This window comes from Dyella flagellata, assembly GCF_030160275.1.
Taxonomy (GTDB): Bacteria; Pseudomonadota; Gammaproteobacteria; order Xanthomonadales; family Rhodanobacteraceae; genus Dyella_B; species Dyella_B flagellata.
Genome location: NZ_BSOA01000036.1, coordinates 21,461 through 44,346, shown reverse-complemented (window position 1 = coordinate 44,346; position 22,886 = coordinate 21,461). Strand labels below are relative to the sequence as shown.

Annotated in this window: 13 protein-coding genes and 1 riboswitch; of the genes, 9 read left to right on the top strand and 4 right to left on the bottom strand. The window is 61.1% G+C overall.

What is annotated here, in order from left to right; genetic code table 11:
* Positions 1-230 precede the first annotated feature (230 nt).
* From QQJ96_RS15650 to QQJ96_RS15640, 3 genes are all read left to right on the top strand, one after another.
* Positions 231-596, top strand: coding sequence for a hypothetical protein (locus QQJ96_RS15650; RefSeq protein WP_284332953.1), 366 nt, complete (start codon positions 231-233; stop codon positions 594-596).
* Positions 597-1,120: 524 nt separating this feature from the next.
* Positions 1,121-4,219: a TonB-dependent receptor plug domain-containing protein gene (locus tag QQJ96_RS15645; protein WP_284332952.1), complete on the top strand. Its 3,099-nt coding sequence runs from the start codon at positions 1,121-1,123 to the stop codon at positions 4,217-4,219.
* A gap of 508 nt (positions 4,220-4,727) precedes the next feature.
* Complete coding sequence (locus tag QQJ96_RS15640) at positions 4,728-7,964, top strand: TonB-dependent receptor plug domain-containing protein (protein ID WP_284332951.1); 3,237 nt, start codon at positions 4,728-4,730, stop codon at positions 7,962-7,964.
* Between the two features lie 51 nt (positions 7,965-8,015).
* Here QQJ96_RS15640 and QQJ96_RS15635 read toward each other — a convergent pair whose 3' ends face one another.
* The 3 genes from QQJ96_RS15635 to QQJ96_RS15625 all read right to left on the bottom strand — a co-directional run bounded on the left by QQJ96_RS15635 (position 8,016) and on the right by QQJ96_RS15625 (position 15,957).
* Positions 8,016-11,159: an efflux RND transporter permease subunit gene (locus tag QQJ96_RS15635; RefSeq protein ID WP_284332950.1), complete on the bottom strand. Its 3,144-nt coding sequence runs from the start codon at positions 11,157-11,159 to the stop codon at positions 8,016-8,018.
* 203 nt (positions 11,160-11,362) lie between these two features.
* Positions 11,363-14,596, bottom strand: a complete 3,234-nt coding sequence (locus QQJ96_RS15630) for an efflux RND transporter permease subunit (RefSeq protein ID WP_284332949.1) — start codon at positions 14,594-14,596, stop codon at positions 11,363-11,365.
* A gap of 95 nt (positions 14,597-14,691) precedes the next feature.
* Positions 14,692-15,957, bottom strand: coding sequence for an efflux RND transporter periplasmic adaptor subunit (locus tag QQJ96_RS15625; RefSeq protein ID WP_284332948.1), 1,266 nt, complete (start codon positions 15,955-15,957; stop codon positions 14,692-14,694).
* 446 nt (positions 15,958-16,403) lie between these two features.
* On the opposite strand from QQJ96_RS15625, the gene QQJ96_RS15620 reads away from it, so the two are divergent.
* From QQJ96_RS15620 to zapE, 3 genes are all read left to right on the top strand, one after another.
* Positions 16,404-16,925, top strand: coding sequence for a c-type cytochrome (locus QQJ96_RS15620; RefSeq protein WP_284332947.1), 522 nt, complete (start codon positions 16,404-16,406; stop codon positions 16,923-16,925).
* Positions 16,926-17,076: 151 nt separating this feature from the next.
* The gene (locus tag QQJ96_RS15615) at positions 17,077-17,763 is read left to right on the top strand and encodes an alpha/beta hydrolase (RefSeq protein WP_284332946.1); all 687 of its coding nucleotides are present in this window, start codon (positions 17,077-17,079) and stop codon (positions 17,761-17,763) included.
* Positions 17,764-17,879: 116 nt separating this feature from the next.
* Positions 17,880-18,986 carry a cell division protein ZapE gene (gene zapE / locus QQJ96_RS15610; protein ID WP_284332945.1) on the top strand — a complete coding sequence of 369 codons (1,107 nt, stop codon included), beginning with the start codon at positions 17,880-17,882 and terminating at the stop codon, positions 18,984-18,986.
* A 51-nt stretch (positions 18,987-19,037) separates the two neighbouring features.
* Here zapE and QQJ96_RS15605 read toward each other — a convergent pair whose 3' ends face one another.
* The gene (locus QQJ96_RS15605; protein ID WP_284332944.1) at positions 19,038-19,769 is read right to left on the bottom strand and encodes an alpha/beta fold hydrolase; all 732 of its coding nucleotides are present in this window, start codon (positions 19,767-19,769) and stop codon (positions 19,038-19,040) included.
* Positions 19,770-20,126: 357 nt separating this feature from the next.
* Between QQJ96_RS15605 and QQJ96_RS15600 the strand changes: the two genes are divergently transcribed.
* From QQJ96_RS15600 to QQJ96_RS15590, 3 genes are all read left to right on the top strand, one after another.
* Entirely contained in the window at positions 20,127-20,513 is a 387-nt protein-coding gene (locus QQJ96_RS15600; protein ID WP_284332943.1) for a peptidase C13, read from the top strand.
* Between the two features lie 88 nt (positions 20,514-20,601).
* Positions 20,602-20,919: a metalloregulator ArsR/SmtB family transcription factor gene (locus QQJ96_RS15595; RefSeq protein ID WP_284332942.1), complete on the top strand. Its 318-nt coding sequence runs from the start codon at positions 20,602-20,604 to the stop codon at positions 20,917-20,919.
* Between the two features lie 30 nt (positions 20,920-20,949).
* Complete coding sequence (locus QQJ96_RS15590; protein WP_284332941.1) at positions 20,950-22,377, top strand: DUF2867 domain-containing protein; 1,428 nt, start codon at positions 20,950-20,952, stop codon at positions 22,375-22,377.
* 117 nt (positions 22,378-22,494) lie between these two features.
* A riboswitch (cobalamin riboswitch) is annotated at positions 22,495-22,703 on the top strand.
* Positions 22,704-22,886 lie beyond the last annotated feature (183 nt).

Below are 22,886 nucleotides of genomic sequence, written 5' to 3'. Positions count from 1 at the left end.
GCCCGGGACAGACGACGCGCCCCACGCTAGTGGCGTCGGCCCCGCCAAATTCAAGCTTTCGGCTTGGCGGGGCATGCAATCCGCCCATTGTCGCGTTTTCAGGCAGCGGGCGGAAGCGCGAGGATCAGGCAACCGGCAGCCGCCCGTGGCCCGGACTGCCGGCGGCATCTCAGTTGCCCGGCCCGGTTTACCGCTACGATGCGCCCCCTCTCGTGTCATAGGGAAGCCGCATGACCGGATTGAGCCAGCGCATCGTCGACTACGTCGCCGAACTGACGCCGTTGTTTACCTTCCAGTTTGCCGACGGCCACGATTGTGCACTGTCGCTGACGGACGGCAGCTTATATATGCCGGTGGACGAATCGGGCCACGAGAAGGAAGAGGGCTGGGTTACCGTGCTTTGGCAAGGCGACGCGCACCGGCGATCGGAGTTGCCCGGTCCATTGCTTGCCTATCAGGCCGCCTTGCGTTGTGCCCAATTGCACGGCATCGGGAAGCCGCCGTGGGAGGTTTCCGCTCACCTCGAAATCCTGTTGGCCCGTTTGCGGGCCATTTGTGGCGGCCTGCCAAGCTTTGAAGCGATTTTGCGTACCTGAGCCATAAACTAAAACGCACATCGATCCAGATAGTCCATGACACGGCGCCTTGAGGCGCCGTCTTTTCATTCGCGAACGCGTTTATCCACCAAGCATCACCCATAGCGCGCATTGACTCCTGCGGCTTTGCGATGCGTGAACTGAAGCCGGACTTGAAAAGGACCGCGCACGGCATTCATCCGCCGCTTAGCGCCAAGCAAGCCACTTTTTGCAAAAAACCAAACAAATTGGCGCTCGATTTCATGGACCACCTTCGGCTATTTGGCGACTCATGCGCTTTCGCTTCGCCGCGAAGTGCATAACCGATGCGAAGCCAACGAATGAACTTACGACATCTCCCCGATTTGCAAGCGATTGGCTAATCGCGTCATTTGGCCGTAGGCACGTCAAACGGTGCTCATCCAAGCCCCATAAACCCAAGCGCATGAAAACCCTCACTCATACGACTCGGCGGGGCGATCGGATACAGGCGAGGAAAGGCCTGCAGGCACTTAAGCCCACTCATAATGAAAGGGGATTAAAACGTGAACTTGCAGCATCAGAACATCGCACTGGCGATACGCATAGCCCTGGCAATGGGAGGAGGCGCACTGGCGACAGTCGCTACCGCACAAACCACCACACCCCCGGCGGCAAACAGCCAGCCGCCGCAAGACAACACACAGTCCCCAACGAACTCTACGCCACAGCAGAACAATACCAAGACCCTGCAAACCGTTACCGTCACCGGTTCGCTGATTCGCAGCGTGGATGTCGAAACGGCGCAACCCGTTACCGAAATCACTCATCAAGCGCTGCAGCAACAAGGCTTCGTCAGCGTTGGGCAGATCCTGCAGAACACTTCATCGGTAGGCTCGTCCGGCACCAGCAATCAAAGTGCCCTTGGCAATATCGTCGGCCAATACGCCAGCCTGCGGGGGCTTGGCGCGCCGCGCACCTTGATCCTGGTGGATGGTGAGCGCTATACCACCGACATCTTCGGCCAGACCGACCTCAGCACAATTCCCAGTTCGCTGATCGACAGCGTGGAGATCCTTCAGGACGGCGCTTCGTCCATTTATGGTTCCGACGCGATTGCCGGCGTGGTCAATATCCATACCAGGAACGTGAATGGCCTGTACCTGGATACTTACAACAGCACCTATGTGCCGGGGCATGACGGCAACCAGAGCCAATTCAGCCTGACCGGCGGCAAGAAGTTTTCGCGCGGCTCGTTCACTTTCAATGTGACGATCCAGAATCTCAACGGCTTACGCGCAAGCCAAGTCTGGTTCAGCAAGTACGGCTTCGGCAGCCTGCCGCAGTATCCGCAATCCATGGGACCTTCGGACTACGGCACCATAGTCGGCGCCACCAATGCGGCCACCGGGACTCCGATCAACCTGCCTTCCGCGCTCACCGTGAACGCGGGGCAGAACGGTTTGAACATCGCCAATTACCACCCCAATACGTTTGGCGCACTCTATCCCTCGCCCTACTTCACCAACGATTACGCCAACTCTGCACCACTGGAATCCTTGTTCGCGAACAATCGGTTGAAGTCCTACACCTTGAAGGGCGACTTTCAATTGACCGACCACGTCAAGGCCGTGTTTACCGGTACCTATAACAGCAACAATGCTTCAGCCTTCATTGGTGGCTATCCGTTGAGTTCGCAGACGCCGGCCGATGGCCCCAATCTGGCGGCGGCACTGGGCCTTCCGCCAGGCAGCCTGGGCGGCGCATGGTTGCCTGTGTTGTCCGGGAACAGCTATTACAACCCTCTTCCTGGCGACAATGTGCAATTCATCCTGCCGCTGTTCGACCCCAATCGCGTCACCGTCAACAACATCAAGCAATACGGCTTCCGCACCGGCCTGGAAGGCGACTTCTCGCTGGGACAGAACGAATTCAACTGGAACGTCGGCTACAGCTTGTACCGCTACATCCAGGACATGGGCGGCCCGGGCAATTTGAATCTGGTGCATTTGTACAACGCGCTCGGCCCTTCGTTCCTGGGTGGCGACGGTGTCGTGCATTGCGGCACCCCCGGCAATGTCATTGCCGGCTGCGTGCCGCTCAACCCATTCTCCGCTGCGGGCGGGCTTACACCGGACGAGATCGGCTATCTCAACTACAACTTCTTTACCCACTCCTGGAGCCAGACCCGCAATCTCGAGGCCAATATCAGCGGCGACATGTTCACCCTGCCGAAGTCCATCGGCGAAGGTGACGTAAGCTTTGCCGTGGGTGGCGACCATCGCGATGTTTCCGGCGGCGTCACGCCCGATTCTTATACGGAGCTGGGCCTCAACACCAATCTGCAGCAGAATCCCGGCCGGGGTTCGTATGGCATCAACGAAGCGTATGCGGAAATCAATGTTCCGTTGCTGAAGGATCTGCCTGGCGCACAGCTGTTCAATATCGACGTCTCGCATCGCTTGTCGCATTACAGCAACTTCGGCACCACCAACAACAACTCCTACAGGATCTCCTACAAGCCGACCGACGACTTGCTCATTCGCGCCAGCTATGGCACCGGTTTTCGCGCGCCATCGATCTCCAATTTGTACGGGGGTACGATGCAGAGCTTTACCAGCTACACCGATCCGTGCGACGTCACCCTCGGCCTCACCAGCAATCCGGTCGTGGCGCAGCGTTGCCTCAACGGTTTCTCCGGCCTGCCTGGGGTCGGCCCGGGCTTCAGGCAACTCACGATCACCGGTGCGCCGGCTTCCAGCACCAATAGCGGCAGTACCACGCCGTACTATACCGGCGCCAATCCCGCCCTGAAGGCGGAGACTTCCAAGAGCTATACCGCCGGCATCGTGTACAGTCCCCATTGGCTCAGCGGCCTCAACTTCACGCTGGACTGGTATCGCATCCGCGTCGACAACATCATCACGCTGCCATCGGCCAATAGCATTCTCAACAACTGCTATCTGCTGGGCGAAGCACAGCAATGCTCGCAATTCCAGCGTTCGGCCGCCAACAGCCAGGTCATCAACCTGTTGCAGGCCGTGGTCAACGAGGGCTTCGTGGATGAACGCGGCGCCGACGTATCGCTGAGCTACTTGTTCCCCGATACGCCGATCGGCAAATTCAAGATCGACACTACCGGCACCTATATCGACTCCTTGAAAGAACAGGCGGTGGCCGGCGGTCCGGCAGTCGGCTGGAACTTGGGCGCCTACGATCCGGTCCTTGGCCCGGCATGGCGCTTCCGCGATATCAGCAATCTCAATTGGAGCTGGGGCAACTTCGGCGCGACCTGGACCATCCGCTACTTTTCGTCGCTGAAGGAACCCTGCCGTCCGAATACCCAGGCATCGGCGGCGCTGTCCGAATACTTCTATTGCCCCGATCCCAACGGCACCGTACAAGGATCACCGGGTAAATACAGCCAGGGCGCACTGGCCTTCAACGATCTGCAACTGAGCTGGAAGGCACCGTGGCATGGACAGATTTCGGTAGGCGCCACCAACCTTTTCAACCGTCATGCACCGCTCACCTACACCGGCGCGGAAAGCGTAATCGGCCCGTTGGGACCGACCGGTACCGACGGTTATACGTCGTTCGCCTATAACCCGCAGTACGATTTTGGTCGCGTGGTGTATTTGAAGTACGACCAGAAGCTGTTCTAGGTCCACGAGACAGCGGGAAGCCCCTCTTCATGAGCGAGGGGCCTCCTCTTTTTTCTGTAGCCCTCGATTAGGCGATTCAATCGGCCGCGGGTGAATGATCAAGCGAATGAAAATTATGTAACAGAGTCGGAAGAAGCGGCGCTTGAGCGCCGCTTTTTTATTTGCGCTCGGGATGCGGCGCGGTGCCGCGATGAGCCGATACGTAACTCACAAACGGTCGAACACAGCCTTTATTCATGCATGCACGCATCGTCGCGCAGCGATCGCTTGCAGCCAATCAAGCCATCTTTCTGCAAAAAACACATGAAATTCTCATTCGATTTCTTATACCACCCTCGGCATGCGGTTATTCATGCATGATGCTCAATGCGAAATGCTTCGTGACGCGAGGCCAGCGAATTAAATTGCGACGCTTATTTGGATTCGCAACAAAACACGTAACGGCCATTCGCATCACCTGACCGCTTGCGGACAAATGGCTTTCGTCCAGGTTCGACGAACCAAGCGCATGAAAACCCCACACGTGCTGCTTGGCATGCAAGGCCAGATACAGGCGCGGGAAAGCCTGCAGGCAATGGCTCCACCCATAGCGAAAGGGGATTTGAACGTGAACTTGCAGCATCAAAACATCGTCCTGGCGATTCGTATCGCCTTGGCATTGGGAGGAGGCGCACTGGCGACAGTCGCCACCGCACAAGACACCACGCCGCCGGCGACGAACCAGGCGACACAGGGCACCACACAATCACAGTCGACGACAGCGCCAGCGCAAATTGCACCGCAGCAGGTGGCGCCACAACAGGCAACTCCGCAACAGTCGACTCCCCAGCAGAACAACACAAAAACCTTGCAAACGGTCACCGTCACCGGTTCGATGATTCGCAGCGTGGACGTGGAAACGGCGCAGCCAGTCACCGAAATTTCGCACGAAGCACTGCAGCAACAAGGCTTCGTCAGCGTAGGACAGATCCTGCAGAATGTTTCTTCGGTGGGTTCGCCCGGCACCAGCAACCAAAGTTCGCTTGGCGATATCGTCGGCCAGTACGCCAGCCTGCGTGGCCTTGGCGCACCACGCACCCTGATCCTCGTCGATGGCGAACGCTACACCACTGACATCTTCGGCCAGACCGACCTCAGCACGATACCCAGCTCGCTGATCGACAGCGTGGAGATCCTGCAGGACGGCGCTTCGTCGATTTACGGCTCCGACGCCATTTCCGGCGTGATCAACATTCACACCAGGAACGTGGACGGCCTGTACCTGGATACCTACAACAGTACCTATGCCCCGGGCAACTTCGGCAAGCAAAATCAGTTCAGCCTGACCGGTGGCAAGAAATTCTCGCGCGGATCGTTCACCTTCAACATCTCGATCCAGAACCAGAACCAGATCATGGCGCCTCAGACGTGGGTCAGCCACTACGGGTATGGCAGCTTTCCGCAGTATCCGCAGTCCGTGCAGCCCTCTGACTACGGCACCATCCTGAGCGCCACCGGGCCCGCCGGCACCGCCTTCACTTTTCCGCTCACGGTGAACGCGGGCCAGAACGGCCTGAACATCGCCAACTACCATCCCAATACGTTTGGCGTGATCTATCCCACCCCCTTCTACGCCAATGACTACGCCAATCAGGCAGCATTCGAAACCTTCGTGCCGAACAATCGCCTGAAGTCGTACACGCTGAAGGGCGATTTCAAGATCACTGACAATATCAAGGCGGTATTCACCGGCACCTATAACAGCAATGACGCCACCGACTTCATCGGCGGCTATCCGCTCAGTTCGTTGACCCCGGCCAACGGTGCGAACCTGGCCGCAGCGCTCGGCCTGCCGGCAGGCAGTCTCGGCGCCGCGTGGTTTCCGATGCTCTCGCCGAACAGCTACTACAACCCATTGCCAGGCAACACCCTCGCATTCAGTTTGCCGCTGTATGAACCCAACCGCGTAACGAACAACAAGATCAAGCAATACGGGTTCCGCGTGGGACTGGAAGGTGAATTCGGGCTGGGCCAGAACGAGTTCAACTGGAACGTGGGCTACAGCCTGTACCGCTACCTCGAAGACACCGGCGGCCCCGGCAATTTGAACCTGGTGCATTTGTACAATGCGATCGGCCCCTCGTTCCTGGGAGCGGACGGCACCGTGCATTGCGGCACGCCAGCCGCCGTCATCGCCGGGTGCGTACCGCTCAACCCCTTCTCGGGTGCGGGCGGCCTTACGCCGGACGAGATCAACTATCTCAACTTCGACTATTCCACGCACGCATGGAGCCAGTCACGCAACCTCGAAGCCAATATCAGCGGCGACATGTTCACCTTGCCGCAGGCGATGGGCGAGGGTGACGTAACCTTCGCCGTCGGTGCGCAACACCGCAATATCTCTGGTGGTGTCACGCCCGATTCCTATACGGAGCTTGGGCTCAACACCAACTTGCAACAGAATCCAGGTCGCGGTTCCTATGGCATCAACGAAGCCTATGCCGAAATCAACCTGCCCCTGCTCAAGGATCTCCCGGGGGCGTCGCTGCTGAACTTCGACGTCTCGCATCGACTGTCGCATTACACCAACTTCGGTACGACCAACAACAATTCCTACAAGCTTTCGTACAAGCCGACCGAGGACCTGCTGATTCGCGCCAGCTACGGCACCGGTTTCCGCGCACCGTCGATCTCCAATCTGTTCGGAGGCACGATGCAAAGCTTTACCAGCTACACCGATCCGTGCGATGTCAACTTCGGCCTGACCAGCAACCCGGTCGTAGCGCAGCGCTGTCTCAGCGGTTTTGCCGGACTGCCTCCCGTTGGCCCAGGCTTTACGCAGCTCACTACCACCGGCGTGCCGGTTACCGGCCCCAACAGTCCCAGTACGACGCCATTCTTCACCGGCGCCAATGCCAGGCTAAAGCCGGAAACTTCCAAGAACTACACCGCCGGCATCGTCTACAGCCCAAACTGGCTGACCGGCCTCAACCTGACGTTGGATGGATATCGCATTCGGGTCGACAACATCATCACGCTGCCGTCGGCCAACAGCATTCTCAACAACTGTTATCAGCTGGGCGAAGCGCAGCAATGCTCGCAGTTCCAACGATCGCCCGCCAACGGCCAGATTGCCAATCTGCTGCAAGCCCTGGTCAACGAGGGCTTCGTAGACGAACGCGGAGCCGACGTGTCGCTGAGCTATCTGTTCCCCGACACGCCAGTGGGCAAGTTCAAGATCGACACCACCGGCACTTACATCAACTCCTTGAAGGAACAGACAGTAGCCGGCGGCCCGGTGGTCGGCTGGAACGTAGGTACTTATGACCCGGTCCTTGGCCCGGTGTGGCGCTTTCGCGATACCACCAATATCAATTGGAACTGGGGCAACTTCGGCGCCACCTGGACCGTGCGTTATTTCTCGTCCTTGAAGGAACCCTGCCGGCCCGGCGCACCCAACCTCGCCGAGACCTTCCCGTGCAACGAGCCCAACGCCTTCGTGCAAGGTCAGCAAGGGGCGTATCGCCAGGGCGCACTGGCTTTCAATGACCTGCAGGTCACCTGGAAAGCGCCCTGGCACGGCCAGTTTTCGGTGGGCGCCACCAATCTCTTCAATCGCCATGCTCCGCTCAGCTATACCGGCGCGGAAAGCGTGATCGGTCCGTTGGGCCCGACCGGCACGGACGGCTTTACACAGTATGCGTATAACCCGCAGTACGACTTCGGCCGCGTGGTGTATTTGAAGTACGACCAGAAGTTGTTCTGAAGACCAGGGCAAAAGCGACGCAGGTTGGGGTGCATCTCCCAACCTGCGCAATCAGGATTCGCGCGCGAATGCGCGTGGCCTGTTTGCTTTTCGCTCCTGCTTGCGCTCACGCCAAGCAGCCCAGCGCTCGCTCAGGCACGAGAAGATCACATACAGCGCCGGTGTACTCAGCAGCGTCAGGCTCTGCGAAATCAGCAAGCCACCAATGAGCGCGATACCCAGCGGCCGACGCAGATCCGAACCTTCGCCCAGGCCGATGGCGATCGGCAGCGCGGCGAGGATCGCCACCATCGTGGTCATCATGATCGGGCGAAAGCGCACCAGGCTTGCCTCTCGCGCCGCCTCAAGCGCCGTCTTGCCATGTTCCCGCTGTGCGACCAGAGCGAAGTCGATCATCATGATCGCGTTTTTCTTCACGATGCCGATCAACAGCACCAGCGCGATCTGCGCGATCACCGACAGATCCGTATGGGTCAACCACAATGCCAGCAGTGCGCCAACGCCTGCGGCAGGCAACGTGGAGAGAATGGTGACGGGGTGGATCAGGCTTTCATAAAGAATGCCCAGCACGATGTACACGGTAAGGATCGCGCCAAATATCAGCCAGACGCCACCGCTGCGCGATTCCTGGAAGCGGCGGAAGTCCGCCCCCATGTCGAGTTTGATGTCGCCCGGCATGCGCATATTGCTCGCAGTCGCTTGCACGACCTGCATTGCATCGCTCATGGCCACGTCGGGCGCGAGATTGAAGCTCAAATTCATCACCGTGTGCTGGTTCATGTGCGTCACCTGGGTCGGGGCCAGGCCCGGCTCCTGGTGCGCAACGGCCGATAGCCGCACCATCTTGCCGCTGCTTGAACGCACCAGGATGTCGTCGATCGAGCGCGGGGTGGAGTTTTGCCCCGGCAACGCATTGACCACCACCTTGTATTGATTGAGGTCGGCGTAGATGTTGCTGATCTGGCGCTGTCCAAAGGAATCGTAGATGGCCGAGTCGATGCTGCCGACGCTCACCTGCAGGCGCGCCGCCCGATCGCGGTCGATCACGATGTTCTGTTGTAGGCCGGCGTCATCCAGATCGCTACCGACGTCCCGCAAAGCGGGATTCTTGCGCAATTCATCGACCAGCTTCGGTAGCCATTCGCGCAACTTGGCCGGATCGTCGCCCTGCAGCGACATCTGGTATTGCGCGCCCTGGCTGCTGCCGCCACCGCCGAAGCTGGGCAGGTCCTGCACCGCGCGCAGGCGTACATTGAGGCCGGGATATTCCGCCGCTTTTTTGCTGAGCCGCGTCAACACCGCGAAGGTGTCGTCCACGCGGCCCTGCGCGTGAGTCTTGAGCTGGATGTCGAATGAGCCGGCTGTACCGATGCGCATGCTACCCAGGCGCGAACCAACCACGGCCACGTCCTTGTCTTGCAGCAGCATGTCGATCAGCCGCTGCTGGCGGCTGATCGAATCCTCAAACGAAATGGTGGCACCGGAGGTAGCAAGGCCGCGCAGCAGGCCGGTGTCCTGCATCGGAAACAGGCTGCTCTTGATCTGGCCGGACATCACGATCGCCACCGTCACGCCGATCAGGATCAGTGGTGTAAGCGACAACAGCAAGGCATGGCGCAGCGAGAAATCCAGCGACACCTCATAGAGCTTGTGCATGCGCTCGTGCATGCGATCGATCGCGCGACCGAGCCACGATGCCGTCTGCGTGCTGGGGTGGCCGCGCAGGAACAGTCCACATAACGATGGCGTGAGCGTGAGCGAAACCAGGGCGGACACGATGATGGCGCCCACCAGGGTCAAGCTGAACTCCTGGAAGAACATGCCGACGACGCCCGGCATGAACAGCAGCGGGATGAACACCGCCACCAGCGAGGCGGTAATGGAAACGATGGTGAAGCCGATCTCGCGCGCGCCGACCAGTGCGGCCTGCATGCGTGTCATCCCCTGGTCGATATGACGCACGACGTTTTCGATTACCACGATCGCATCATCCACCACGAAGCCAATCGCGATCACGGCGGCGAGCAGGGTGAGATTGTTGAGCGTGAAACTCATCGCATACATGACCACGGCCGCGCCAGCCAGCGACAGCGGTACCGCTGCGGCGGCGATCAGCGTGGGCGCCAAACGGCGCAGGAACAGCGCCATCACCAGCACGACCATGGCCAGGCTGATCAACAGCGTGGCCTGCACCTCGTGCAGCGATGCGCGGATGGTGGGCGTCCCGTCGAAATAGGGCGTCAGCGTGGTGCCAGGCTGCAAATAGTGGCGCAGCAGCGGCACTTCCGCTTTCACGCGATCAGTGACGTCGATGATATTGGCATTGGATTGCCGGAACACATACATCAGCACGGCGGGCTTGCCCTGGAACCAGGCGGCCTGATACGCATCCTGCTGGCCGTCGTAGACATGGGCGACATCTTTCAGGCGCACCGGCACCCCTTTGCCGCTGGTCGAAATGACCAGGTTGGCAAAATCGCTGGCCGTATGCAGCGCATCGTTCGCCTCCACCGCCATGGTGGTCCTGCCATCGGAAAGAAAGCCCTTCGGCTGGAACACATTGGCGGCCGTCAGCGCATTGCGCACCTGATCGGGGGAAAGCCCCATGGCGTTGAGCGCACGCAGGTTGACGTCGATGCGCACGGCCGGCGTGGCGGCGCCGAGGATATCCACTTCCGAGACGCCGGCAAGCTGGCGCAGCCGCTGGGCCAGCAGCGAGTCAGCCACGTCGTACAGATCGCGCGCGGATTGCGTTTCGGAGGTCAGTGCAAAGGCGATGATCGGGTCGTCGTTGGGATTGGCCTTTTCATACCACGGCGGGCTATTGAGACCCGGAGGCAGGTCCGGCTGCGCCGCGTTGATCGCCGCTTGCACGTCGCGTGCCGCGTCGTCGATATTGCGGCTGCCGTCGAAGATGACGAACACGATGGTACGGCCCAGCGAGCTGACCGAGCGCATGGTGTCTATGCCGGGAATCTGCCCCAGATGGCGCTCCAATGGCGCTGCCACGGTGGCCGCCATGGTTTCCGCGCTTGCACCGGCCTGGTTGGCGCCCACGAAGATCACCGGGAATTGCATGTTCGGCAAGGCAGCGACGCCAAGCAGCGAGTAGCAGATGGCGCCAAGCACGAACACGCCCATCGCCAGCAGGGAGGTGCCGATCGGGCGACGGATGAAGGGAGCGGAGATGTTCATCAAGCCGGAAGCGAGTAGTGAGGGGTGATGCGGGGGAGAGACGCGGCGCGACTATTGGGAGCCACGTAACTGATCGACATCACGGCACGATGGAAGTGCTACATCAGAGCAGAAATAAGCAGCAAGTGCTGTAAAGAAGAGCAAAGCCCGGCCATGCCGTGCTCTTGCCCAACATCTCCGTCCCCTCTTTACCCCCTCCTCGCTCAAGCGCGCTGCGCCTCCCTGAGCGCCCGCCGCTCCCTGCGCGCCTGCAACCACGCCGAGAACCGCTCCATATAGAGATAAATGACCGGCGTGGTGTATAGCGTCACCAGCTGCGATAGCAGCAGGCCACCGACGATCGACACGCCCAGCGGGCGCCGCAGCTCTGCGCCGATGCCGTTGCCCAGTGCCAGCGGCAACGCACCAAGCATGGCTGCGGCGGTGGTCATCATGATCGGGCGGAAGCGCAGCAGGCAGGCGCGGTGGATCGCTTCGCGCGGCGTCATGCCGGTACGCTGCGCCTCGATCGCGAAGTCGATCATCATGATCGCGTTCTTTTTAACGATGCCGATCAGGAGCACGATGCCCACGATGCCGTCCACCGACAGGCTCATATTGCACAGGATCAGCGCTAGCAGTGCGCCCACGCCGGCCGGCGGCAAGGTGGAGATGATCGTGATCGGGTGGATGTAGCTCTCGTACAGCACGCCCAGCACGATGTAGATCACGATGATCGAGGCCAACAGCAGCAAGGCTTCATTGCCTAGCGAGGAGGAGAACTCCGCTGCCTTGCCGATGAACTGCCCGCGAACCTGCGGCGGGAAGTTGAGCTGCTGTTCGACCTGGTGAATCGCCTCGACCGCTTCGGACAGCGAATAGCCCGGCGCCAGATTGAACGACAGCGTCACCGCCGGCAGTTGCTGCTGATGGCTGATCACCAGCGGCGAAGTAGTCACTTGTGCATTCACCAGCGAGGCCAACGGGATCGTGCCACCGGCGCCGATGATGATGCCGGTGTTCGCGGTTGCGATGCCGGTGACCGTTGAGGAGTTGCTTGATGCGGCCTGGCCGAACGTGGTGGCATTGCTGCCGGTCAGCGCACCGCCGCCGTTGCTCTTGACCGTGAGCTGGTTGAGCAGCGCCGTGCTAGTGCGAAACTGCGGCTCAACCTCCAGCACCACGCGGTACTGGTTCAACTGCGTGAAGATGGTAGAGATCTGGCGCTGGCCGAAGGAGTCGTACAGCGTGTCGTCGATAGCCTGCACCGGCACGCCCAGCGTGCTGGCCTTGTCGCGATCGATGGTGAGCTTGAGCGCCGTGCCCTGGTCGGCCAGATTGTTGTCCACATCGGCCAGCTCCGGCCGCTGGCGCAACGCCTGCGTCATCTTGGTGGCGGCATCGGCGAGTTCCTGCGAACTCACGGCTGACATCGAGTACTGATACTCAGTGGCAGCCACGCGCGTATCCAGCGTAACGTCTTGCACCGGCTTCAAGTACAACGCCACGCCGGGGATATTGGCCGCGTCATTCTGCAGGCTCGCCACCACGTCCTCCAGGTTGGCGCGCTTGCTGCGATCCTTCAATACGATGCTTAGCTGGCCCTGGTTGAGCGTGGGGTTGATGGTGCCTGCGCCGATGAACGCCGCCACGCCCGCCACGTTGGGATTGCTCTTGAGCGCGTCGGCCACCGCCTTGGTGCGCTGCTCCATTTGCGGAAACGCAACGTTCTGGTCGGCCTGCACCACGCCGGTAATCAGGCCGGTGTCCTGTTCCGGCAGGAGGCCCTTGGGAATCACCACGTACAGGAACACCGTCACCACCACCGCGGTGAAGGCCACCACGATCATCAGGCGCTGGTGATCCAGCACCCAGTCGAGCGTGCTCTCGTACAGGCCCACCGTGCGCGCCCACACCGTGCGCTTGCCGGCAGCTGCGTGGCGCTCATGCGCATCGTCGCCTTCGGGCAGTGCATCCGGTTTCAACAGGTAGGCACACATCATCGGCGTCAGCGTCAGCGACACCAGCATGGAGATCACCACGGCGGTGGCAAGCACCCACGCAAATTCGTGGAACAGGCGGCCGGTTACGCCCGGCATCAGCAGCAGCGGCAGGAATACCGCGATCAGCGACACGGTCAGCGACAGCACGGTAAAGCCGATTTGCCGGGCGCCGATTTCCGCCGCTTCCTTGCCCTCCTTGCCCTGCTCGATGTAGCGCACGATGTTTTCGATCATCACGATCGCATCGTCCACCACGAAACCGGTGGCCACGGTCAACGCCATCAGCGAAAGGTTGTCCAGCGACATGCCGGCAAACGCCATCACGCCAAAGGTGCCCAGCAGCGACAGCGGCACCGCCACCGACGGGATCACCGTGGCCCACAGGCGACGCAGGAACACGAAGATCACCGCTACCACCAGGGCAATGGTCAGCAGCAACGTGAACTGCACGTCTTCGACCGAGGCGCGGATGGTGATGGTGCGGTCGGCGAATACATCCAGATGCACGTCCGCCGGCAGCACGCTACGCAGCTGCGGCATGATGTCGCGGATGTGTTGCACCGTCTGCACGATGTTGGCACCCGGCTGACGGCGGATATCCAGCAGTACCGCCGGCTTGCCGTTGGCCCATGCGGCGAGCTGGTCGTTCTCCACGCCATCGACCACCTTCGCCACGTCGGACAAGCGCACCGGCGCATTTTTGCTGCTGTTGTACGAAATGATGATGTCCTTGTACTGGGCCGCCTTTTCCAGCTGATCGTTGGTGGAAATGGTGTAGGACTGCGTGGCGCCGTTGAGCGTGCCCTTGGGCGCGTTCACATTGGCCTGGGCCAGCGCGCTGCGCACGTCCTCCATGGTCAGGCCAAGGTTGGCCAGTTGCGATGGATTCACCTGGATGCGAACCGCCGGGCGCACGTTGCCGGCGATCGACACCAGGCCCACCCCTGGCACCTGCGAAAGCTTCTGCGCGAGGATCGAGTCGGCCAGGTCGTTCACGTAACGCAGCTGACGGCTGTCGGAAGTGAGCATCAAGGTCATGATCGGCGCGTCGGCCGGATTCACGCGGTTGTAGACCGGCGGATACGGCAGCGTGCTGGGCAGCGTGCCGCGCGCCTGGTTGATCATCGCCTGCACATCCTGGGCAGCGATGTCGATGTCGCGGTCCATGTTGAACTGCAACACGATGGTCGACAGGCCCGCCGAGGAATCGGAAGTCATCACGTCCAGGCCGGATATCTGGCCAAGCTGGCGCTCCAGCGGCGTGGTGATCAGCGAGGTCATGGTGGAAGCGCTGGCGCCCGGATACGTGGTGGTCACCACCAGGCTGGGGGCTTCGATTTCCGGCAGCGCGGAGACGGGTAGCTCGCGATAGCCGAGCACGCCGAGCAGCATCACCGCCACCATCAAGAGCGAGGTGGCGATGGGGCGGCGGATGAAGAGGGTTGAGAAGCCCATGGGGGAATACCGTTTAAGTGTGAGCCGCGCTCTCCTCCGTGGAGAGCGCCGTCATTGCTCCCTCTTCCCTCCGGGGAGAGGGGAAAGTGTTGGCATCAGCCAGCGCTGGCACGGTGCCCATCGCCCTTCTTGCCTTTGTCCTTTCCATCCGACGCCACCGGCAACGGCGGCACTTCGCCTGGCTTCAAGGCCTTCACCTTGCTACCGGGCTTGAGGCGGAACTGGCCCTCGGTCACTACCTGGTCGCCGTCGTTCAGGCCGTTGCTCACCATCACATGGCTTTCACCCACTTCGCCCGCCACGGCCACCGGCTGCATCGCCACCGTCTGATCCGGCTGCAGCTTGTAGACGAAATCACCATCCGGACCGCGCTGCACCGCCTGGGCGGGAATCACCAGGCCGCCGGCCACGGTGCGCACGCGCAGTCGCACATTCACGAACTGGCCCGGCCACAGGGCGCTGCTGGGGTTGTTGAAGATAGCGCGCAGCTTGAAGGTACCGGTGGAGGTGTCGATCAGGTTGTCGACCACTTGTAGCGTGCCGGTGGTATCGAGCGGATGCGCATCGGCGCGGTCCAGCGCGATCACCTCCAGCTTGTTGCTGCCGTTCTGGAAGGAATCGCGTACCGCCTCAAGGCTCTGCTCCGGCAGTGGAAACACGATGTAGATCGGGTGGATCTGCGTGAGCGTGACGATCGCGGTGCTGGTGGTCACCACGTTGCCCGGGTCGACCTGGCGGATGCCGGCCACGCCGTCGATCGGCGAAACGATCTTGGTGAAATCGAGCTGCACCTTGGCCGAGCGTACGCTCGCTTCGTCCGCCACCACCGTCGCCTTGAGCTGATTGACGTTGTTGCGATAGGTATCGATGTTCAACGCGGCCACATAGCCGCTGGCAACCAGCTTCTGGTTGCGATCCAGCGTGCTGATGGCGGTGGCCAGTGAAGCTTCGTCCTGCTTCTGTTTCGCCACGGCCTGGTCATAGGCGGCCTGGTAGGTACGCGGATCGATCTGCGCGATCACGTCGCCCTTCTTCACGTCCTGGCCTTCCTTGAAGTTGATGGCCCATAGCTGGCCGCCGACCTGGGGATTGATGGTGACGTTGTTGAGCGCGGTAACGGTGCCGAGCGCGGTGAGATAGACCGGCACGTTCTGCTTGACCGTAGGCTCCACCGTTACCGGCACCGGCGTGTTGTCCTGGCCATTGGCGCCGGGCTTGCCCGGGGCATCGCCGTTCTGGGCCGATTCCTTGTGATGGCCGCCCGCCCCCTCTTCCGCGGGCTTATGCAGCAAGCGGAAGGCGACCCCACCCACCACGAGCACCACGATCACGGTCAACGCGATCTTCCAAAAACGCGACATGTGAAACTCCTGGACTAAAACGGCGAAACCACCCGACTCCGCCGGCGCGAACGATGAATTGTTGCCTTATGGCTTGCGAACAAGCATAGGCGTTGCTCTGCGAGCTTGGACAATGCCAGTCGACACGGGTGCCTTATGACCGATGGCACGGTCGCGGCCGAACATAGCAGCCAGGCATGACGGTATGCCTTCCATGCCGGCACGGCTCTACATAACTTTACCTCCTCGGACAAATCGCCGCGGTGCGGCGGCTGCGATACGGCGGCTCGGTAGCTCAACTTGTCGCGGGCTTCGTCTATACTCGGAGCCTTGTTGCCCGTGGCTTTCGGAGCGATCCCGAGCTGCGATGGCGTGGTCGCCAGGGGCGCCAAGGTACGTCACGGGGGAAACGTGGCGGCTTTCCAGACTAATCATTCGATGACTGGAGTACTTGCGTGAGCGGTTCCATGAGCAAATCCGACCAGAGTTTCCTGCGTCAGTTCTCGCTGCTTATCGCCGGCCTCGGCGTACTGACCCTGGTCCTGATCTTCACCGCATGGACGATCTACGAGCACGAGCCGAAGGAAACCGATCCGAACGCCGCGCAACAGCTTTCCACCAGCCTTGCCCCGAACGGCGCCGTCTACGCGGGTAACACCGGCCGCGCCGCCATGCTGGCCGCGCAGGAAGCCGCCGCCAAGGCCGCCGCCGCGCAGGTCGCCTACGGCGGCAGCACCGATGGCAAGACCATCTACGACAATCTTTGCCACAGCTGCCATACCGCCGGCGTGGCCGGCGCGCCCGTCCTGGGCAACAAGGCCATGTGGGCGCCACGCATCGCCGAGGGCGTGGACACGCTGGTTAAGCACGCCATCGACGGCTACCACGGCCCGGACGGCAACACGATGCCGGCCAAGGGCGGCAATCCTTCGCTGACCGACGCGCAGGTGCAGGCGGCGGTAAAGTGGATCGTGGATCAGGCGAAATAGCACCCCTGGGTTGCCCATGAACGCCGCCTTCCGGCGGCGTTTTTGATCCGCCCTCGCCCAAAATCTTGCAAATTGGTTAGCCGCCCCTGCGACCCGGTACCGTCGCCGGCCGCCAGAAACGGGAACCGGGCTGGACAGCTATCATTAGCGTATGACCCAGGCTGCCCCCTCCCCCAATCCGTCCGCTTTCCCGGACGCCCTCAGCGAATTCACCCTGCAAGGCCCCGTCGGCCCACTCGAAGCCATCAGTGACGTGGCCGAGCGCCCCGGCGCACGCCGCAGTGTGGCGGTGATCTGCCATCCCAATTCCAAGGATGGCGGCACCATGCGCAACAAAGTGGTCACCATGCTGGAGCGCAGCCTGCGCGAAAGCGGCTTCGATACGCTGCGCTTCAATTTCCGCAGCGCCGGTGAATCGGCCGGCGACTACGACGAAGGGCGGGGCGAAAGCGACGACCTGGCCGCCGCGGTAGCGTGGGTACGCAAGGTGCGCCCCGACGATGCATTGTGGCTGGCCGGATTTTCGTTCGGCAGCTATGTCACGCTGCGCAACGCGGTAAAACTGCAAGCCGATGCGCTGATCAGCATCGCGCCACCGGTAGGCCGCTGGTCGCATGAAACGCTTGCCTTGCCCGCCTGCCCATGGCTGGTGGTGATGGGCGAGGAAGACGAGATCGTGGAACCGCAAGCCGTGTTCGACTGGATCGACAGCCTGGAGCCGCCGCCCGAACTAGTGCGCATGCCCGAGACCGGGCATTTCTTCCACCGGCGCTTGATGGACCTGCGCGGCGCGGTGAAGCATTGGGTGCAGGATTATCTGCCGCCCGCGCGCGATTGACGGGCCCGCCCAGCCACCTAAGACCGCACCAAGCATCCTCATGGCCATCACACTCGCGAATGCGGGAATGATGGCCATGCTTGTACAGATCAACGCCTACGCAAGATAGTTTTTTCATGACCGAACTCTCCCCCAGCGCGCGTTACCAGGAAGGCGTAGCCGCCCACCGCTGGAACTCCGACCCCGCGCAGCTTGCCGTGTTGCCGGCCTTCGACCGCATGCATACGGCGCTGTGCGCCTCCACCAGCAACGGCAACGGCCTGTTTGGCCGCCTGAAATCCTTGCTGGGGGGTGAAGAGCGCGAGGCCGTGCCCGGCCTGTACCTATGGGGCAGCGTGGGTCGCGGCAAGACCTTCCTGATGGATCTGTTTGCGGCCAGCTTGCCGCATGGCCTCGTCTTGCGGCGTCATTTCCATCGCTTCATGGGCGAAGTGCACGAAAACCTGCGCGAGCTGGGCGAACGGCAGGATCCGCTGGTCGAGGTAGCCGCGGGCATCGCACAGCGCTGCCGCGTCTTGTGCCTGGACGAATTCCTGGTCAACGACATCGGCGATGCGATGATCCTGGCCAATCTGCTGAAAGCCTTGTTCGCACGCGGCGTGACCTTGGTGACTACCTCCAACACCGCACCCGACAAGCTTTACAAGGATGGCCTGCAGCGTGCGCGCTTCTTGCCGGCAATCACCTCGATCGAGCAGCAGTGCCAGGTGCTGGAAATGGTTTCCTCGCACGACTGGCGCCTGCGTGCGCTCACCCACGCGCCGGTGTACCACACACCGCCGGGTGCAGAAGCCGAGCGCGAACTCGCGCGCATCTTTGCCAGCCAGGCGCAGGGTGAGGTTGCCGAAGACGGCGCGATCGTCATCAACGATCGCTCGATTCCTGTGCGCAAGCGCGCGAGCAATATCCTCTGGTTCGACTTCGCCGCGCTATGCGACGGTCCACGTGCCGTAGCCGATTACATCGCACTGGCGAAAACGGCGCCAGCGATCATCATTTCCAACGTGCCGCAGTTCACCCTCTATAGCGAAGATCCAGCCAAGCGCTTCGTGCAATTGGTGGACGAGTTCTACGACCGGCACGTCAAGCTGATCCTCTCCGCTGCCACGCCGATCACCGAGTTGTACGACGGCGAGCGCCTGCGCGCCGAGTTCGGGCGCACCGAGTCGCGCCTGATCGAGATGCAGAGCGAGGAATATCTCGCGCTGGCGCATCGCCCGTAGGTTGGGTACAAACCCCAACGCTTACCTCACATCCGGTCGTCTAGGGATGCTTTACGCGAAGATAGCCTGCAAAGAATGCTGCATCGACAACCACAACGACAGTACGCTCAAAACGGCAACAGGCTGCTCCAACGCGGGCAAATGGCCACAGTCTTCAAGGACCACCAGATCAGCCCCCAGGGCGTGTCGCATTAGTTGCTGCGCTTCAAACGAAAAAGTCGAGTCTTGGCGGCCATAGATAATCAACGCCGGGATCGACAGCCTACGTAATTCATACGAGATATCGCGAGAGCTGATCAAGATTTTGCTTTGATTGATCAAGGCCGTACGTGACAAACCCTGTATGCGACGTAGCCTGCTGAACAATGCCTGGTCGTTGATGCGCGCTGGCGCAACGCCTGATTGGTTGGCATTTTGCCACCATGCCTCGGAAAGCTCGCCTGTTAAAAGCGGTTGCAACATGCTCTGTTCAAAGACTTCACTTTGCCTGGCAGAGGCATTTCCCGGAAAAGTACTGACAAGAATAAGGCCCTTGATCCGCTCAGGTGCCCTGAGTGCCACATGTTGCGCAATCAATCCGCCCATCGAATGTCCTAACAACACAAACTTTGGCGGCGCCTTGCTAAGCACCTCTACTGCCGCACCTTCAGCTGTAGCCCTTTCGGTGACCACGATACATTCGATATCAAATCTGTCTTTCAGATGCCTGATTTGGTAATCCCACATTTCATCGCCGTGGTTGCTCCACCCAGGCAGGATGACCAATTTTTCACGACCAGGCATTTGACTACTCTCCTCAGACATAGGCATCACACAGGGGCATGAACGTGCTCGGTCTTAGGTGCACCCGCGAAGCCACTACTGCATTTCAGATCGCGCCTTTGCACGAAGTAGCCGTTGACGGCCTGAAATCGCTTCAGCAAGGCGACTCAATCGCAACGGCACCTTGATTATTTTTTTCCAGTGGCACCAGCCGGTCACTAGGATTTTTCTCAATCCATGTCCCGAATAGCGCATCCAGTACAAAGAACCCGGCGTATACCGGCATGCGCGTACACAATGCGCACGAAACCAGGAGGCTTCACCTGCCCCGCATCGGCTGGTACGGTGTAGCCTTCACCTCGCGATAGAATTGTCACCATGCTGACCAGCATCGCTTTTGCCCTGCTCGCGGGTGCGCAGCCCGCCACATCGACAGATACTTTCACCGCACGCGTGCAGCACGCCAAGATGGTGGAGGCCGGCTCTACCGGGCCGGCCTATCAGAAACAGTTCTGGGCCAAGACCGGCAACCCGATGACCGATGCGCTGAAAGCCTGCCTGGCGAGCAGCGCCCCCGCGGACAAGTCGCCTTTCACGCTGGTGGCGGACATCACGCCTGACGGGCATCCACAGAACGTCGAAGTACGCGCCCCCACGCCGGTTGCCAAATGTCTCGCCGGCCAGTTCTCGGCTTGGACGTTTCCCGCGCCACCGAAGCTTCCCGACTCGGTGAACTATCCGATCGAAATCGACGTAAGCATGTAGTGGGGCCTGTCTGGCCGCCACACCGGCACTTGACGCCAGGCTTCGCACGAGTAAAGAATTAACTATTGTGTTAATTGCTTAAATCATTATGGCTATCGACCTGGTCTTCGAGGCGCTCGCGTCACGTCCACGGCGCGAAATTCTTGCCTACTTGTCCAAGCAGGAGCTGACGGCAGGCGAAATCGCCGGGCGCTTTGCCATGAGCGCTCCCGCGGTCTCCCGCCACCTTTCGATCCTGGAAACGGCCGGCCTGGTCAGGAGTGAAAGGCGCGGGCAATACGTCTACTACTGGCTCAATAGCGACAACCTGGTCAACACGCTAACGAGCTTTGCCTTCGAGATATGCCCACGCGGACGGCCGTTGAAGCGCGAATCGCGTCAGCGCGCCGCCAAGCACAAGTCCTGAACGTCAAGCTGGTTTGCCGGAAGGTGAAACATGTCGGTTACACAAGCTGCACTGGGTTTGCCGCTTTCGCCATTCCGGCGCACCGTGCAAGGTTTTCCATCGGCACGCCTGCCGTCCCCGCACGGTGGCCTGCCCATCGAGGTGTCGCTGATCGCGCAACTTGGACATGGCGCCGGCAGTCAACTGCTTGCCGGCGTAATGGCCAGGCAAAGCAAGCACGACACTTACCGGGACGAACTGGATGAGCCGTCCGCGCGGATCGGCGACACCGATTTCAGCAAAGGCGATGCTACTGCACTGTATACGTTCACGGTCGGCGCCAAAGGGCATCCCTTTCATCGGCACGCCGGGCACCGCGTGTTTACTGCCGTTTCGGGCAGCGGCGGCACCCGGCTGCGTTTTTCCACGGCAAGCGACGCGGAGATCGAGCGAGACCCGGCGCGGTTCATCGAAGCCATGCGCTGCGTGGAGATACCGCCGGATTGTCTTTTCACCGTCCGCTTCGGCGGCGGCACTTGGCATCAATTCACACCGTTGAGGGAGCGTTCGCGGCATCCTGCCTTGTTCGCCATTTCATGCCACACCAATGAACTGGGCGGCGACCTGCCGGATGCCTTGAAGCAACAAGTGCTCGCGAACCACGGAACGCTCCACGCACTGACCGAGCTGCCGCCTTTCAACGTCACCGAACTCGTGCGGCACACCCCGCTCGATCAGCTGCCTATTCCCACCATTGCCTTGTCGTTGGACGCGCCTGCCGGGACGTGGCAAAGCAGGCTTTGCGCTGCCGCGCGGCACGTGCTCGGCGGCTTGCGTGGCTATGCAGCACGTTTGCAAAGCAGTCGCGGCTATAGGTGGAGCAATGAACTCACCGCCGTCGCATTGGCCGTAGCGCCGGCCGGCTCGCTTTTGCATCAGCAAATGAATGATGGGCCGATCCACCACGAGGACCACTGCCTGATCGACCTGGTCGACCCCGCGCTGGCGCGACTTGGCTCAACTCGGCTGCTGGCCGGACTGCTCGAAGCCTTCGTGCAAAGCCCGCCGGTGAGCGTCAGCTTCCTGATGCAACTGCGCAACCTGCTGGTCAAGCCGCTGGGCCTGCGCACATCGCCGCTGGGGTGCCCCGTATCGTCACTGCTCTCGCCGCCTTGCGCGAACATGTTTGCCGACCGTTTTCCCGTACGCGAACAGGCATCCGACGCCCGGGACGCGGACAGCCAGGTCGTACTTGGCGCCAACGACAAGCATCTGCTGTTTCGCTCATGCGTGGGCGTAGCCATCAACGGCGATCGCATCGGCTTCACGCTAGGGACTCGCGTGCGCTGCACCAACCCGTTCGGACACATCTATATGGGGCTGATCGAGCACGTTCACCGGCGCTACATCACCCCCACCCTGCTACGACAGGCGATCGAACACCTGCGCGAGCACGAGTCGGTACGCCCCAGGCCCTAGTGGGCAAGCGGAACGAAAAAAAGCCGAACTTCCCGCAGCCCGCATGGCGACTGGACTCCTGCCGCTTATCCACCGGCTTATCCACAAATTATTGGGTTGACCGCCGCGGGCGACCCCGATATGTTGTGCCGCGTCGGTCGCCAAGCCGAACCTGTTCGGCTTGGCTAGGGAATCCGGTGCGAGTCCGGAACTGCCGCGCAGCGGTTAGCGGAGACGAAAGCCTTAAGTACGCACTGGCCTTTACCGGCCGGGAAGCCAAGGCGAGTAGGCGCATCGCAAGATGCACATCCGCAAGTCCGAAGACCTGCCGACACGGCATGGCCGGAGCGCCATGCTGCTGGTGACGGCCTCCGCGGAGGGGGTGCCACGCGACGCGGATGTCATACCTGTGTCGAGCGAGCACGACCGCGGCAACCGCCATCTTCAGCCCTGCGCGCGGGAGCAGGCGGTTGAAACTCGGAGCCTGTCCGCCTGACCCGGATCTTTTCCGGTACGGCCAGGTTCCACAG

What these genes read in the sequence shown, in the direction of transcription:
- QQJ96_RS15635 (WP_284332950.1), bottom strand. Translation starts at nt 11,159, where the DNA reads ATGAACATCTCCGCTCCCTTCATCCGTCGCCCGATCGGCACCTCCCTG.
- QQJ96_RS15620 (WP_284332947.1), top strand. Translation starts at nt 16,404, where the DNA reads ATGAGCAAATCCGACCAGAGTTTCCTGCGTCAGTTCTCGCTGCTTATC.
- QQJ96_RS15640 (WP_284332951.1), top strand. Translation starts at nt 4,728, where the DNA reads ATGAAAACCCCACACGTGCTGCTTGGCATGCAAGGCCAGATACAGGCG.
- QQJ96_RS15605 (WP_284332944.1), bottom strand. Translation starts at nt 19,769, where the DNA reads ATGCCTGGTCGTGAAAAATTGGTCATCCTGCCTGGGTGGAGCAACCAC.
- QQJ96_RS15630 (WP_284332949.1), bottom strand. Translation starts at nt 14,596, where the DNA reads ATGGGCTTCTCAACCCTCTTCATCCGCCGCCCCATCGCCACCTCGCTC.
- QQJ96_RS15615 (WP_284332946.1), top strand. Translation starts at nt 17,077, where the DNA reads ATGACCCAGGCTGCCCCCTCCCCCAATCCGTCCGCTTTCCCGGACGCC.
- QQJ96_RS15595 (WP_284332942.1), top strand. Translation starts at nt 20,602, where the DNA reads ATGGCTATCGACCTGGTCTTCGAGGCGCTCGCGTCACGTCCACGGCGC.
- QQJ96_RS15600 (WP_284332943.1), top strand. Translation starts at nt 20,127, where the DNA reads ATGCTGACCAGCATCGCTTTTGCCCTGCTCGCGGGTGCGCAGCCCGCC.
- QQJ96_RS15650 (WP_284332953.1), top strand. Translation starts at nt 231, where the DNA reads ATGACCGGATTGAGCCAGCGCATCGTCGACTACGTCGCCGAACTGACG.
- QQJ96_RS15590 (WP_284332941.1), top strand. Translation starts at nt 20,950, where the DNA reads ATGTCGGTTACACAAGCTGCACTGGGTTTGCCGCTTTCGCCATTCCGG.
- zapE (WP_284332945.1), top strand. Translation starts at nt 17,880, where the DNA reads ATGACCGAACTCTCCCCCAGCGCGCGTTACCAGGAAGGCGTAGCCGCC.
- QQJ96_RS15625 (WP_284332948.1), bottom strand. Translation starts at nt 15,957, where the DNA reads ATGTCGCGTTTTTGGAAGATCGCGTTGACCGTGATCGTGGTGCTCGTG.